This is a genomic window from Geobacillus thermopakistaniensis, from assembly GCF_000498995.1.
GTDB lineage: Bacteria > Bacillota > Bacilli > Bacillales > Anoxybacillaceae > Geobacillus > Geobacillus thermoleovorans.
The window spans coordinates 1-13,673 of sequence record NZ_AYSF01000053.1; the positions used below are offsets into that span (position 1 = coordinate 1).

14 protein-coding genes and 1 tRNA gene are annotated in these 13,673 nt (G+C 54.1%); 6 read left to right on the forward strand and 9 right to left on the reverse strand.

Features of this window, described 5'->3' with window-relative positions:
* Nucleotides 1-435: 435 nt before the first annotated feature.
* On the reverse strand, nucleotides 436-603 hold the full coding sequence (locus T260_RS128425; protein ID WP_227016140.1) for a hypothetical protein: 168 nt from the start codon (nucleotides 601-603) through the stop codon (nucleotides 436-438).
* A gap of 89 nt (nucleotides 604-692) precedes the next feature.
* Between T260_RS128425 and T260_RS128420 the strand changes: the two genes are divergently transcribed.
* Complete coding sequence (locus T260_RS128420; RefSeq protein ID WP_011232385.1) at nucleotides 693-1,511, forward strand: protein-glutamine gamma-glutamyltransferase; 819 nt, start codon at nucleotides 693-695, stop codon at nucleotides 1,509-1,511.
* Here the strand turns inward: T260_RS128420 and T260_RS128415 are convergent.
* Nucleotides 1,482-2,390 carry a DMT family transporter gene (locus T260_RS128415; protein WP_023634061.1) on the reverse strand — a complete coding sequence of 303 codons (909 nt, stop codon included), beginning with the start codon at nucleotides 2,388-2,390 and terminating at the stop codon, nucleotides 1,482-1,484. The genes T260_RS128420 and T260_RS128415 overlap by 30 nt on opposite strands.
* Before the next feature lie 126 nt (nucleotides 2,391-2,516).
* On the opposite strand from T260_RS128415, the gene T260_RS128410 reads away from it, so the two are divergent.
* Both T260_RS128410 and T260_RS128405 read left to right on the forward strand, forming a co-directional pair.
* Nucleotides 2,517-3,194 (forward strand): MgtC/SapB family protein, encoded by a 678-nt coding sequence (locus T260_RS128410; RefSeq protein ID WP_011232387.1) that lies wholly within the window; start codon nucleotides 2,517-2,519, stop codon nucleotides 3,192-3,194.
* Nucleotides 3,195-3,266: 72 nt separating this feature from the next.
* Nucleotides 3,267-3,339, forward strand: a tRNA-Ala gene (locus T260_RS128405).
* A gap of 231 nt (nucleotides 3,340-3,570) precedes the next feature.
* On the opposite strand, the gene T260_RS128400 is transcribed toward T260_RS128405, so the two are convergent.
* Nucleotides 3,571-4,872 (reverse strand): DnaD domain protein, encoded by a 1,302-nt coding sequence (locus tag T260_RS128400; protein WP_014196631.1) that lies wholly within the window; start codon nucleotides 4,870-4,872, stop codon nucleotides 3,571-3,573.
* A gap of 237 nt (nucleotides 4,873-5,109) precedes the next feature.
* Here T260_RS128400 and T260_RS128395 point away from each other — a divergent pair, with 237 nt between their 5' ends.
* Nucleotides 5,110-5,991, forward strand: a complete 882-nt coding sequence (locus tag T260_RS128395) for a thermonuclease family protein (protein ID WP_013524499.1) — start codon at nucleotides 5,110-5,112, stop codon at nucleotides 5,989-5,991.
* A gap of 212 nt (nucleotides 5,992-6,203) precedes the next feature.
* On the opposite strand, the gene T260_RS128390 is transcribed toward T260_RS128395, so the two are convergent.
* Nucleotides 6,204-6,455 (reverse strand): hypothetical protein, encoded by a 252-nt coding sequence (locus T260_RS128390; protein WP_011232390.1) that lies wholly within the window; start codon nucleotides 6,453-6,455, stop codon nucleotides 6,204-6,206.
* Nucleotides 6,456-6,512: 57 nt separating this feature from the next.
* Nucleotides 6,513-7,013, reverse strand: a complete 501-nt coding sequence (locus T260_RS128385) for a GNAT family N-acetyltransferase (RefSeq protein WP_015375705.1) — start codon at nucleotides 7,011-7,013, stop codon at nucleotides 6,513-6,515.
* Nucleotides 7,014-7,112: 99 nt separating this feature from the next.
* On the opposite strand from T260_RS128385, the gene T260_RS128380 reads away from it, so the two are divergent.
* Nucleotides 7,113-8,288 carry an MFS transporter gene (locus T260_RS128380; RefSeq protein ID WP_021321915.1) on the forward strand — a complete coding sequence of 392 codons (1,176 nt, stop codon included), beginning with the start codon at nucleotides 7,113-7,115 and terminating at the stop codon, nucleotides 8,286-8,288.
* Nucleotides 8,289-8,550: 262 nt separating this feature from the next.
* Here T260_RS128380 and T260_RS128375 read toward each other — a convergent pair whose 3' ends face one another.
* A complete protein-coding gene (locus tag T260_RS128375) occupies nucleotides 8,551-8,739 on the reverse strand; it encodes an H-type small acid-soluble spore protein (protein ID WP_013144368.1) in 189 nt (62 codons plus the stop codon).
* A gap of 111 nt (nucleotides 8,740-8,850) precedes the next feature.
* Between T260_RS128375 and T260_RS128370 the strand changes: the two genes are divergently transcribed.
* Nucleotides 8,851-9,846: a potassium channel family protein gene (locus T260_RS128370; RefSeq protein ID WP_025039315.1), complete on the forward strand. Its 996-nt coding sequence runs from the start codon at nucleotides 8,851-8,853 to the stop codon at nucleotides 9,844-9,846.
* On the opposite strand, the gene T260_RS0120380 is transcribed toward T260_RS128370, so the two are convergent.
* From T260_RS0120380 to T260_RS128360, 3 genes are all read right to left on the reverse strand, one after another.
* Nucleotides 9,843-10,247, reverse strand: a complete 405-nt coding sequence (locus tag T260_RS0120380; protein WP_013144366.1) for a YugN-like family protein — start codon at nucleotides 10,245-10,247, stop codon at nucleotides 9,843-9,845. The genes T260_RS128370 and T260_RS0120380 overlap by 4 nt on opposite strands.
* Before the next feature lie 277 nt (nucleotides 10,248-10,524).
* The gene (locus T260_RS128365; RefSeq protein WP_014196638.1) at nucleotides 10,525-11,874 is read right to left on the reverse strand and encodes a glucose-6-phosphate isomerase; all 1,350 of its coding nucleotides are present in this window, start codon (nucleotides 11,872-11,874) and stop codon (nucleotides 10,525-10,527) included.
* Nucleotides 11,875-12,386: 512 nt separating this feature from the next.
* On the reverse strand, nucleotides 12,387-13,550 hold the full coding sequence (locus T260_RS128360; protein ID WP_011232396.1) for an iron-containing alcohol dehydrogenase: 1,164 nt from the start codon (nucleotides 13,548-13,550) through the stop codon (nucleotides 12,387-12,389).
* Between the last annotated feature and the right edge of the window lie 123 nt (nucleotides 13,551-13,673).

A 13,673-nucleotide genomic window follows, 5' to 3' on the forward strand; every position in this document is an offset into this window, starting at 1 on the left:
GGGTCAAATAACCTTCGCCTTCGGGATTGTAAATCCCTGCAGGCGAAGAACATTTGCCCATCGCGGCGACCCGCGGGCCTCAGCTTTTCGTTGCGCTTCGTTTCGTTCAGTTTTCAAGGAACAAGCTTTCGACTGTTTTGTCTCTCTCAAACAGCTCTTTTATGTTAGCATAACATCTTTTTGGATGTCAACTGCTTTTTTGCTTCGCATCGCTGTCAAACAACCTCTTTGATCAGCGACGTTTTTTAATATACCACCTTAACTCGAAAAAAGCAATACCTTTTTTAAAAAAATTTTAGGACGCGCTGATCCATCCCCGTTCCCTCTTCTCCATCCCACAGGAAAGCGTTCTTTTCCTAAAAAAGGGGAATGAACACCGGCGCGAGTGCATACATTTCTTCTATGGCATCGCTATATAGATGCGATTGGACGCCTTCACATCGACGGCTTTTGCAGAGCGACTGGATGGACTGTCAGGCGACCGAACAACGCCGCTTCCAGCCCCACGCCTGGGTCTGTGAAGCAGGTAGTCGTTCCGTCTTCCGCCACGCCAAGGTGCGGCGAAGAAGACGGCGGTTTGCCTCGGGCGGTCGAAATAGGCAAGCGACTTTTTTCGTCAAGGACGTGGAGAACTTTTCCGTTTTGCATCTATATCGTTGTTGCGATCCTTTCATCAAGGAGGCTTCTTCACTTTGATTCGCGTGTTATCACCAATCAACTTTGACGTTTCTAGTTCGTTTTCGCTTCCGGCCAGCGAACAACGAATCTTAGATGCCCTTGTTTCCTCGCCTAAGTTGTATACGTATGCAAATAAACACCAGCTTCGATTTGAAATCGCCTTGCGCGACCGCATTGTTCGGGCGGCGGGCGAGTTGGCGAAAAGCCGGGCGCGGTTTGCCATTTTCCGTTTTTCGCGCTGCAACAGCGATTTTTGGACGCGGGACGAGCGCGGCGGCTTCCGTCTTCGCCCAGATGTCACGGCTTCCGAAGCGATTCAGGACATTTTTGTCCATAGCGAGCGATACGCGTTTGAATGCGCGACCGCAATCGTCATCGTGTTTTACAAGGCCGTGCTTGACGTAATCGATCCAGCGGCATTCAACCGGCTGTTTGCGGATTTGCTGCTGTATGACTGGCATACCGACCGGGATCTTGGCATTCAAACAAAAAAAGATGAACACTTTCTCCCCGGAGATTGCCTCTATTTTAAAAACCCGGAATTCGATCCGTTGACGCCGCAATGGCAAGGGGAAAATGCCATTTACTTAGGCGACGGCTTCTTTTACGGGCATGGCATCGGCATTCAAACAAAGGAGGGCATCATCGCCGCGCTCAATCGAAAACGAAAGCGGGGAGCCACGAAATCCGCTTACCTGCTTCCCGATATCACGCAAGTCGATTTCGCTTATTTGTCCCAATTCGCCCGCGGCTTCGATGAATTCCGCCTGCCGATCCGCCGCTCTTCCTTTATCTTTGGAACGCTAGGGTCCGCTGCGTTCTTGCACCGTTAGCGGACCTTTTTCGTTTTTCTCCCACAAATACAGGGCGATTCCTGTTAAAAAAAAAATACCGCCGATCCATTGAAACGGACGGATCGGTTCGCCAAACAGCCAGTAGGCCAAGGCGGAAGCGCCGATCGGTTCAAATAAAATCGCCATCGACACCGTCGAGGCGCTGACCCATTTGACCGCCCAGTTCATCACCGAATGGCCGAGCAGCGTTGGAATGACGGCGAGGGCGAGAAAACAAAGCCAATCCGTCAGCTGATACGCCGTCAGCGAAAGGCGAAACAGCATCGCGTACAGCCACAACACCGCCGCGCTGATGCTATAGACGATATAGGTATACGTCATCAATGACAACCGTTGTCGCACCTCTTGGCCGAACAGCCAATACGCCGTGACAAACGCGCACGCAAGCAGCGCCAATCCATCGCCGTACAGCGCTTCCCCGCTGACGCGGAAGTCTCCCCAGCTGATGAGGATGCTGCCGATCATGGCCAACACCGCGCTCCCGACCGCGCCGACGGTCAACCGTTCGCGGAAAAACAACGCGCCGCCTGCGAAGGCAAACAGCGGCTGCAGCGTCACAAGCACGACCGAACTGGCGACGGATGTATAGTCGAGCGATTCAAACCAAAGGATAAAATGAAAGGCAAGCAAAACCCCAGAACAAAGCGAAAACAGCCAATCGCGCCGGGAGACGCCTCGGAGTTCGCTTCGATGCCGGAGGAACAACGGCGTCATGATGGCGACGGCCAAAAAGAGCCGATAAAAGGCGATCACCGCGGACGGCGCCTGCGACCATTTGACGAAAATGGCCGATGTTGACACGGCAAGCGCGCCGATGAATAGAGCGGCATAAGCCTTTGCTGTGCTTGGCGGCTTCATGTTTCTGCCAACTCACTTTCTACGAAAAGGAGTGTGCGCCCTGATCTACCACTTTCATGCGGAAGGGCGGACAAAAATGGTTCACGAACGTTTTCTTACATTATACCATGAACGAGGTGAGAAACGATGATGTTTGATCCGTTCCTCAAACTAGGGATTTCCGCCATTCTCGGGCTGATCATTGGGCTGGAACGGGAATTGAAGCGAAAACCGGTCGGTTTGAAAACGTGTCTTGTGATTTCCATTTCCAGCTGCTTGCTTACAATCGTTTCGATCGAATCGGCGTACGTCTTTCCGCTCAAAGACCATATTACGATGGACCCGCTTCGACTGGCGGCGCAAATTGTGTCCGGGGTCGGTTTTTTAGGAGCAGGCGTCATTTTGCGCCGCGGCAACGACAGCATCACCGGGCTGACAACCGCCGCGATCATTTGGGGGGCGGCAGGGATTGGAGTAGCGGTCGGCGCAGGCTTCTATTGGGAATCGGCGTTCGGCGTCGCGCTTCTCATTGTCAGTGTGGAACTCATTCCGTTTTTGATCAATTTTTTTGGACCAAAGCAGCTGCGCGAAAAAGAGGTGCTGTTGCAAATCACCGTGGCGGACGCCAAAAACATTACAAAGGTCATCGACCATTTAAAACAACAGGACATCAACATTAAAACGATGCGCATTAAAGACGTTGAAGAGAATGAACATTTGCTGAAACTAAGAGCCGTCATTGACCAAAAGCGCTCGACCGCCGAACTTTACTACGTCATCCGCTCCATTGACGATGTCGTGCACGTTGATATTGAAAGCGGGTGATCAAAAAAGGATTGCAATTGTCCGCATCCATATATATAATGGGACATGGACAGATCATCCATATCCTTTTTTGGGGCATTAGCTCAGTTGGGAGAGCGTCGTGCTGGCAGCGCGAAGGTCACCGGTTCGAGCCCGGTATGCTCCATTTGCCCAACCCTTGCCGTGCAAGGGTTTTTTATTTTTGTTTCGGGAGATGGCGATGAGCCATCCCCCTGTGAACAAATTCCCAAAAGAAGCCTCCCACCATCTAAACGTGAAGGGGCGCCAGCACCAGTGAACGACCTGACTGAACCTCAAATCGTGGGGCACACAAGAAATCGCTCGGTTCACGTCCCGTCATGAGATGAGACTCCTCGGACTCTTACGCCCTTCGGCTTCATCCGTCCGGGTTGGTTTTGTATTTTTTCAGACGTTCCTCCAACTCACGGCGCGCCTGCTCGATGTCAAAGTCGTCGTCTTCCGGCTGGCTGTAATCCATCTTCAGCCAATCCGGCACGATCTCGGTGCGGATCGGTTTCCGCATCGTTCTGCCGCCATCGGATGAAGGCGGGGCGGATCGTTGCTTCATCCGCTCTTTTCGAAACGCCAACCGCGCGGCGCGCACTTCGTCCACGGTGCGATACCCTTTTTCCGTCCAGTCGCGCAAAATCGTTTCCACGTACACCCACCGTTTGGCGCCGTTTTCCACCGCGATTTTCAATGCTTCCAACACCAATTCCTCGGACGCATCGTCCACCCATGCATTGATCTTTTCCCGCAAATAATCGCCGATCACGCCAAACCCGTTTTCCTCACAGAAGCGAACGATCTCCTTGTATGTGCGCACGCGCGCGTCTTCTTCGTCTTCTCTTTTGATCTCTGATGTCATCTCTGTTGTCGTCTCTGGTATTGGTCTTGTCAAATTGAGCACCTCGACCGCCCAGTTTGACCAGCTGGATGGTTCATTTTGCGCAAATGGACGGACTGTTTCGCCCATCGTCTGCTCATTTTGGCCGATCGAAACGCCATCGTAAACGGCCGAAATCTGATCTTGTTGAATCGTCGAAACGCTGCTTTGCCTCATCGACCCCCCATCTTCAGTGGGCAAAACCCTATTTTGAACCGTCAAAATGCCATCTTGAGCCGTCAACATCCCCCCTTGAACCACAGAAGCGCCGCCTTGAACGGCCGAGATGCCATCTTGCACAATCGAATCCCCATCGTGCGTCGTCAAACCCTCATCGTGAACGAACGAAACCCCGTTTTGAGTGAACGAAACCGCACCTTGAACGATCGAAACACCATTGTGCGCGGTCATCACGCCATCATCTGCCGCCTGCCCATGTTGTCCGTCCGACATTTCTGATATTTCTTTCGTTATTTCGGCCAGTTTGTCATAGTCGATCCGATACCATTTCGTTTTATCGATCTTGGAGCGGTTGAAATTCGCCGCGACGATGATCCCCATTTTTTCCAGTTTAAGAATGATCCGGCGAATCGTGCTTTCCGACCAGAACGGGAATTGTCGCTGCCAGTCTGCATACGTGTTGTACACCCACTTATAGCCGTCATGGACGTTTTCGCTTTTCTTGAGCCAATAATGCAGCTGCTGAACAACGATGCTTTCGTTCAACCCGATCGCCAAAGCGAGTTGCGGCAAAATGACCAACGGTTGATCATCGAAAAGCAAGTTGGACATGTCATCCTCTCCCCCTCAGACGAGATGTTTCCTCATCGTTCCACTTTTTTGATAAACTTTATCGTGAACGAACGCAAACCGCCTAACAGCGCGATAACGGCCATATTGGCTTGATTTTTCGCTGAAAAACGGAAAAAACCGGCATAACATGTGCGATCGTGTGCTGAAACCCATCCATTGCGGACATCCGGTTTTTGTTCAAGAGGAAGAAATGTTTTTCGAGTGGAGGGATCGTTTTTGAAACGAATGGTCATATTCTTGTTTTGTTTCCTGTTGATGTTCCCGATTTCCGCTTTTGCCCACCCTGGCGAGCTTGATGAGTTGGGCGGGCACTTCCGCGGCAGCGACTGCGTGTATTTGCTCCATGAGCCGACTGCGCTGGCGAAGCAGGCGAAAACGAAACAAGAGCTTGTCCAGCTTATTCAAACATACAACGGCAATGAACGATGCAAGCGGCATCTCACCCCAGAGCGAATCGACCTGGACGGCCATACACTGGGGAAGAAAGAAGATCGTTCTACGTTGCGCCTTGGCCGCACCTACCCGGCTGAATTGGTCGAGTGCATCGACGGCGATACGGCGAAATTCCGCGTCAACGGCCATGTATACACGACGAGGTTTTTGTTCATTGATACGCCGGAGAGCACGATCCAAGTCGAACCGTATGGGAAAGAAGCAAGCCGATTTACATGTTCCCGCTTGCATCAAGGGAACATTTTGCTTGAGACCGACGGAGACGCGCTGTTTGACAAATACCAGCGGCTGCTCGCCTGGGTGTGGGTCGGCAAGCGCCTGCTGCAAGAAGACCTCGCCAAAGCCGGACTTGTCGAAGACTTTTATGACTATGGCGATTACAAATACGAAGCGCGCGTCCGCAAGGCGTACGAGGAGGCGAAACGAACCGGAGCGGGCATGTACGGCAAGCACGCCGCTGGAGAGAGGGAGGGGGCAGGGACGGAAACGCGGCCGCAGACCGGGGAAAAGACGGCCAAGACCGTTCACCCGCCGGCTTTGGAGAACAAAACGCCGCTCGAACGATCCGGCCGTCCGGTTCTTTATACGCTGCTTGGCCTAGCGGCGGCCGCCGCGCTCTATTGGCTCATCCGCCGGTTGACATGATCAACGGCCGGTGATGGAACGAATATCAGGCTTTGCAACAATGTTTTTCAAATTGAAAAAACCTTGCAGCGCCGCAGTTTCATCCCTTGAGCTTTCTCACGAACGGATCGAGCGAATCCGTTGGGTTTCGCCGGCCTTCTGAGGAAAAGAAAAAGCCTGTCCCCAGCGGGCAGGCCTTTTCTTCAACGTTTTCACCTCGTTTTCTTTCTCCCTCATTGCCTCGGCAGCAGCTCTTCAATGCCGTCCGGGCCGCTTTCCATCCGCGCCGGCGACTCGCCGAGCCGCCGAAATCCGTATTTCTCAAGGCGCATGATTTGTTCGTCGGTCAAGTCTGCATATGCGACAACGGACGGCGTGCCAGACGATTTGTAAATCAAATTGCCGGTCACCGGGCATTGAAACGCGTCAGCGACAAATCCTTCCCCATCTTGGATCGTAAACAGCCGAATCGGCATGACGTTCATATCCTTCCCTCTTTCCGTTCATCCTCATTACTTATGACTTCCCCGCCTCCCCCCATTCTATACAAGCCGTTTGCCGACAATGACCAAATCGCGTTCCACGCCGTCCAATTCCGCCACGCGCGGAAAATATCCCCATCGTTCAAATCCGAAGCGGGAGAAAAGCCGCAAACTTGGTTCATTATGCGCAAAAATAAAGCCGAGCAGCGTCTTGATCCCAAGTTCGGGCGCCCGTTCGACCGCCCGCTCGAGCAGCTTCGTCCCAAGCCCCCGGCCGCGGTGCGTTTCGGCGATATAAATGCTTACCTCCGCCGTATGGCGGTACGCCGGGCGGCCGTAAAACGACTGAAAGCTGAGCCAGGCGCAAACCGCGCCGTCGTCCTCGACGACCCAAAGCGGACGATTGTGCGGGTCATGGGCCTCAAACCACGCCCGCCGGCTTTCGACCGACACCGGCTCCAAGTCCGCCGTCACCATCCGGCTTGGGATCGTTTCATTATAAATGCGGACGATGTGCGGCAAATCCGCCGCGGCCGCATCGCGGATCAAACATGATTCCATCTTTCCATCTCCCCTTTTGCAAACAGTCATTTTATTTCCATCAGTGAAAAAAGCGAGAGTATAATGATACATATGTACAAACAAAGAAAGGGGAAAGAGATGAAACGCCAGCTTGTCGTCTATCTTGTGTCGCTCGCCGCGTTTCTCGGCCCGTTTACGCAAACGATTTACACTCCTATTTTACCAGAAGTGCGGGAGGCGTTTGCGACTTCTTCGTTTTTGATCAACTTGACGATTTCCATTTTCACTTTCTTCCTGGCGATGATGCAAATCGTCTATGGCCCGCTCACCGACCGGAAAGGACGGAGGACGGTGCTGCTTGGCGGCATCGTCATCTACATCGCCGCTTCGCTCGGCTGTTTTTTCTCAACATCCATTTATGCGCTCTTGTTTTTCCGCGCCTTGCAAGCCGTTGGCATCGCAGCCGGGTCGGTCGTCGCCGCCACGGTCATCGGCGACTTGTTCACCGGCAAAGAGCGCGGGCGGGCGATGGGGACGTTTCAAATGATGGTCTCACTTGGCCCTGTCGTCGGGCCGATCGTCGGCGGCTTTTTGGCAGAGCATTTTCCATTTCGCACCGTCTTTTTGGCGCTTGTGGCCGTCGGCGGCTTAGTTGGTGCCGGCAATTTCCTGCTGCTGAAGGAAACGAAACCGGAAACGGCCGTTTCGTCCCCGTTTCGCCTCTCCGACTTCGCTTCAGTGCTCCGCCGCCGTGCCGGGTCGTCGATCGTTCTGCTTGGATTTGTTCAATATTACTCGCTGTATAATTTTCTCGTCTTTTTGCCCAGCATCTTGACGGATCGGTACGGTCTGTCGGCGCAGGAAAAAGGGACGGTGTACTTGGCGATGTCGTCCATGATCGTCATCGGCAGCTTCCTCGGCGGGCGCCTTCAAGGACGCTTCCCGGAGCGGCGCATCCTCTTGGCGGCATCGTACTTGACCGTGCTGTCCATTTTCTTTTTCTTGATCGCGGCCCAACGATCGCTTTCGCTGCTTGTTTTGGCCATCGCCTTGTTCGGCTTGTTTTTAGGCCTTTCGCTCCCAGTGCAGACGACCGTACTGACGAACGTTTTTCAAGCGAACCGCTCGACAGCGATCGGCGTGTACAACTTTTTCCGCTATATGGGCATGGCGTTCGGACCAATGATCGGCAGCGCGCTGTTTGCCGCTGGAGGGTATCATCTCGTCTACGGAATCGATGATATTCTCTTTTTCGCCTGCGCCTTGCTGTTGACGGTGCGCGTTGCCCGGACGCGCCGCCAATCCGCTGTCTGACAAAACGAAGCCGCTTGCCCGACATGTCGTTCGGCAAGCGGCGGATTTCCCCGTCTTTCGCTCCATCAACGTTTCATCCGATGTCTACGTCCTTGCACCGACTCCCTCTGATTGTCGTCTGAAAAGCCGTCTTGTTCACGAAACAGACGGCGAACAACAACCGTTTTCTTGCGGGCCGCCCGGACGCTTCATGCCGGAAAACGCCTTTACTCGAACCAAGCAACGCAAGAAGGCTCCCGCACTGTCAGCCGGCCTCCCCTTTTCACTCCCGCTCTTCCGTCAATTCCGAAACCGGCACATCCCGGCGCTCATGAAGCCGGCCATCGCGCAAATGGACGGTCGCCGTCTGTTTTTCTTCATCATACCCGTCAATCCATACCGACACGCCGTTGTAATACACCGGGATATCGGCAGGGGAAGAAACGATTTGTTTGACACGGTTCATATCCATGACCACTGTCCCCTTTCTGTGATGTTCCGTTTCCTAGTATGGGAAAAAACAGGAATGTTTATGCAAAAACGGCTCACACTAAAAAAGACAAAAGCAAAAGAGGGGTGGACGATGAGAACAAGGAACGTGCTGTTATCGTATTGGCGCTGGCCGCCCGTGCTTCGTCTGTTTGTCTCGGCAAGCGCGTTGATCGTGCTGTTTGGCGCGCTGATGCGCTTCATTGAACCAGAGACGTTCCGCACGGTGTTCGACGGCGTGTGGTGGGCGATCGTGACGTCGGCGACAATCGGCTACGGCGACATCGTCCCGAAAACGGCCGCCGGAAAACTCGCGGCCATTGGGCTTATCATCCTTGGCACCGGCATCCTCACCGCTTATTTCGCTTCCGTCTCCGCCGCGGCCGCCGCCCGGGAAACCGCCTTTACAAGCGGACAGCTCCGGTATACAGAGCGCGGCCATGCGGTGATCGTCGGCTGGAACGAGCGGGCGCGCGAGGTGCTGCTCCGCCTCGCGCGGCACGACGCCTCCATGCGCTTCGTTCTCATCGACGCCACTGTTCCGTCCCACCCGCTTCTGAACGCGCCGGTTCATTTCATTAAAGGAACGGCAAGCGACGATGCGGTGCTGGAGAAGGCCAATATTCAAGAAGCGCGTTTTTTGCTCATCACCGCCGATCCGCATAAAGCGGAAGCGGAAGCCGATAAAGATACGATTGTCACGCTGCTTGCCGCCAAAAGCCTCAACCCGTCGGTGTACGCCATCGTGGAAATCCTAACGGGCCGAAACGTCCAGAACGCCTTCCGCGCCGGGGCGGATGAGGTGATTCAGACAAACTTGCTGGCGAGTTTCGCCATGGCCGCCAGCCTTCGCTCGCCGGGCGCCGCCAGCGTGTGGGAGACGGCGCTTTACCGCCTGGACGGACAGACGCTCTGCCTTCTCGAGCCAGACGAACAGCAAATCGGCCAGCCATTCGCCGCCGTTCAACAGCAGCTGCTCAAGCAAAACGTGACGCTGCTTGGCGTCATCCATGGAGATCACGGAGCGATTTCCGTTGCACCGGACCGCCCGATTCAACAAAGCGACCGCCTGTTCGCGCTTGCCCCTTAATCGAGCAGGCGGCGCTCCAGTTCTTGGACAAGCGCCTTTCCGACGGAAATGTATCGCTCGGGTACGGTCGCATCCGGGTCTTGCGGCTCGGCAAACTGATTGAATGAGGCGCTGATGTTGCCGACATCGGCGAAATCATCGATGCCCCGTTGGTATTTATGCGCAAGCAAAAACGGCCGCCCAAGCTCCACCGTCGTTCCGTGCGAATCAAGCTGCCCGTCGACCGCCCGAAACGGCACGCGCAAAAACTGATAGCCCGCGTCATCGGCGATTTTGTAGTCGAAATAGCCGTGATCGTAGTCCCACCCGCCGCCGATTGTATATCCCATTGGTTTTAATTGCTCTTCCAAATGGTACAGTTGAAATTGTTTTCCTTCCAAACGCGATGGCATTTCAATCATGCACAATCCCTCCTTTCTTTTATCGTTTCCCGTTCGGCGGGGATTATTTGTCCGCGGCAGCTTCAGACGCTTGGCGAAAAACGGCAGGGAGCAATAAACCCTCGCCCGGGCGTTGTGCGGCCGAACGACCCGGTTCATGTATAACAAAACACCTCTTCCCCCGCAAAAGGGAAGAGGCGCTTTTTCCGTCGTTCCGTCCGCCATTTTGGGCGCGACTCGGGTCGAGCCGCGAGTCATCTCCCCCGAGAAAACAGCGGCTTGGCGATGGAACACGTTGTTATTTCAACCGTTTCTCCAGTTCTTCCTTCAACTGCTCATAGCCTGGTTTGCCGAGGAGGGCGAACATGTTCTTTTTGTATGCTTCCACTCCCGGTTGGTCAAATGGATTCACCCCGAGCAAGTAGCCGCTCATGGCGCATGCTTTTTCAAAGAAGTAGACAAGGTAGCCGAACGTATATTCATCGAGCTTCGGCAACGTGATGACCAAGTTCGGCACGCCGCCGTCCGTATGGGCGAGCAGCGTCCCTTCGAACGCTTTTGTGTTGACGAAATCAACCGTTTTTCCCGCCAAATAGTTCAGCCCGTCGAGGTCGTTTTCTTCGGCTTCAATGATCAGCTCATGACGCGGTTCTTCCAGCTTCAACACTGTTTCAAACAAATCGCGGCGCCCTTCTTGAATGTATTGGCCGAGCGAATGCAAATCGGTCGAGAAATCAGCGGAAGCCGGGTAAATGCCTTTTTGATCCTTCCCTTCGCTTTCGCCGAACAGCTGCTTCCACCATTCGGCGAAATAGTGCAGCGCTGGTTCGTAGTTGACGAGCAGCTCGATCGTTTTCCCTTTGTTGTACAAAATGTTGCGGATGGCGGCGTATTGGTAAGCGGCGTTTTCCTCAAGCTCCGAGGAGCTGAAATCGTCACGCGCTTTGGCCGCTCCTTCCATCATGGCGTTAATGTCCGCGCCGCTTGCGGCAATCGGCAGCAACCCGACCGCCGTCAGCACCGAGTAGCGGCCGCCGATGTCATCCGGAATGACAAACGTCTCGTACCCTTCCTCATTGGCGAGCGTCCGAAGCGCGCCGCGCTTGCTGTCCGTCGTCGCGTAAATGCGGCGGCGCGCTTCCTCTTTGCCGTATTTCTCCTCAAGCAGCTTGCGGAAAATGCGGAAGGCGATCGCCGGCTCGGTCGTCGTCCCCGATTTGGAAATGACGTTGATCGAGAAGTCTTTCCCTTCCAAGAAATCGATGACGTCTTTCATATACGTCGAGCTGATGTTGTTGCCGACAAAAATGATTTGCGGCGTTTTCCGCTTTTCTTTTGGCAAGGCGTTGTAAAACGAATGGTGCAGCATCTCGATCGCCGCCCGCGCGCCAAGGTACGAGCCACCGATGCCGATGACGACAAGAACATCAGAGTCCGATTGGATTTTTTTCGCCGCCTCCTTGATGCGTGCGAATTCTTCTTTGTCATAGTCGACCGGCCAGTCAAGCCAGCCTAAAAAGTCGCTTCCAACACCGGTTTTTTCATGAAGCGAATGATGCGCGACTTTCACGGCATCGCGCAAGTATGTAAGCTCATGTTCGCCAAAAAAGACGAGCGCTTTGGAATAGTCAAAGCGAATGTGGGTCATCGATTTCCGCCTCCCCTTCAAGAATCATTGCCTTCTTTCACTTTAGCGGAATAAACAAGGGAAATCAAGCAGCCCACCTTTTTGGAAACGGATTCATTTTTTGCCATGTTCGCCGCGCCGATTTCCTTGCGTGACACCTGGAGGGATGGTGATGCAACGAAAAAGACAGCTTATCCCAATCATTTTTCAATTAGAGAAACCTTGTGAGGTTCGTCTTCTTTCCTGATGAAACGCCGCCGATTTGGGAACAAAACTCGTTTTTCACCAGCCTTCTAGGGGCTCAGGCTGCTCGCCTCAAGAAACGTAATCAACGTTGTGCTTTTTCCTCATTCGAGAACCATGGATTCGGGCGAGGCGGCTGTTTTTCGCGCCCTCCTCCCTTTCCGCCGTCCTGCGGGATTGGGAGCGCACCCAGGCAAACCAAGAAAATAGGAAAAGCGCCAGCTCAGGCAGATTCCGTCGCCGAGCCGGCGCCATCATCGATTGATTCGCGAAACCGCCGCATCGCCTCATTACAGGGAAGCGCGCAAAATGGCGAGCACATCATCGCGGTTCAATGTTTTGAAACGGCCGAACTCGCCAAACGCCATCGCTTTATCGGCCATCAGCTCCAAGTTTTCCTCGCCGATGCCATAGTCCGCAAGCCGCGACGGCGCCCCGAGGCTCGACCAGAACTCGCGCAGCCGCTCGATGCCTTCAAGCGCCACATCCCGCTCCGATTTGCCCGCCGGATCGACATCAAAGACGCGCACCGCGAGCTGGGCGAAACGGCTGACATTTTCATCGAGCACATGCTTCATCCAGTTCGGGAACAAAATCGCCAATCCCCCGGCGTGCGGGATGTCATACACGGCGGAAACGGCATGCTCAATATTGTGCGTCGCCCAGTCGCCGCGGACGCCCATTTGCAAGAAGCCGTTTAAGGCGATCGTGCCCGAGTACATGATCGTCTCGCGCAGCTCGTAGTTTTCCAAATCGTTGATCAGTTTGGGCGCCGTTTCGATCACGGTTTTCAACACCGCTTCACACATCCGGTCTTGCAATGGCGTGTTCGGCGTATGGTGGAAATATTGCTCAAACACATGCGACATCATATCGACAATGCCGTAAACCGTATGGTCTTTCGGAACGGTCATCGTATACGTCGGATCCAAAATCGAAAATTGCGGGAACGTAAACGGGCTGCCCCAGCCGTATTTTTCTTTCGTCTCCCAGTTTGTGATCACCGAACCAGAATTCATCTCCGACCCGGTCGCCGCCAGCGTCAAGACGACGCCAAACGGCAGGGCGCCGGTGACGGGCGCTTTTTTCGTGATAAACTCCCACGGATCGCCATCGAATTTCGCCCCGGCGGCGATCGCTTTCGTGCAGTCGATAACGCTGCCGCCGCCAACCGCCAGCAAAAATTCGACGCCTTCCCGCTTGCAAATGTCCACCCCTTTTCTTACGGTCGAGACGCGCGGGTTCGGTTCGACGCCTGGCAGTTCGATGACCTCGGCGCCAATATTCCCCAATATCTTCATGACTTCCTCATACAATCCGTTTCGTTTGATGCTGCCGCCGCCATACACGAGCAGCACTTTCTTGCCGTAGCGCGGCACTTCTTCTTTGAGCCGTTCGAGCTGCCCTTTTCCAAAAATCAGTTTCGTCGGGTTGCGGAAAATAAACTCTTGCATATGGATGCCCTCCTTTTCCTGAATCTATTATGGCAGCGCCTGCCACCGGTTGTAAAGCCAACTGCTTTGGCGGCAAACGATGCATATTTTTCACGACTGCGATTCATCCTATAAGTTGAAAAG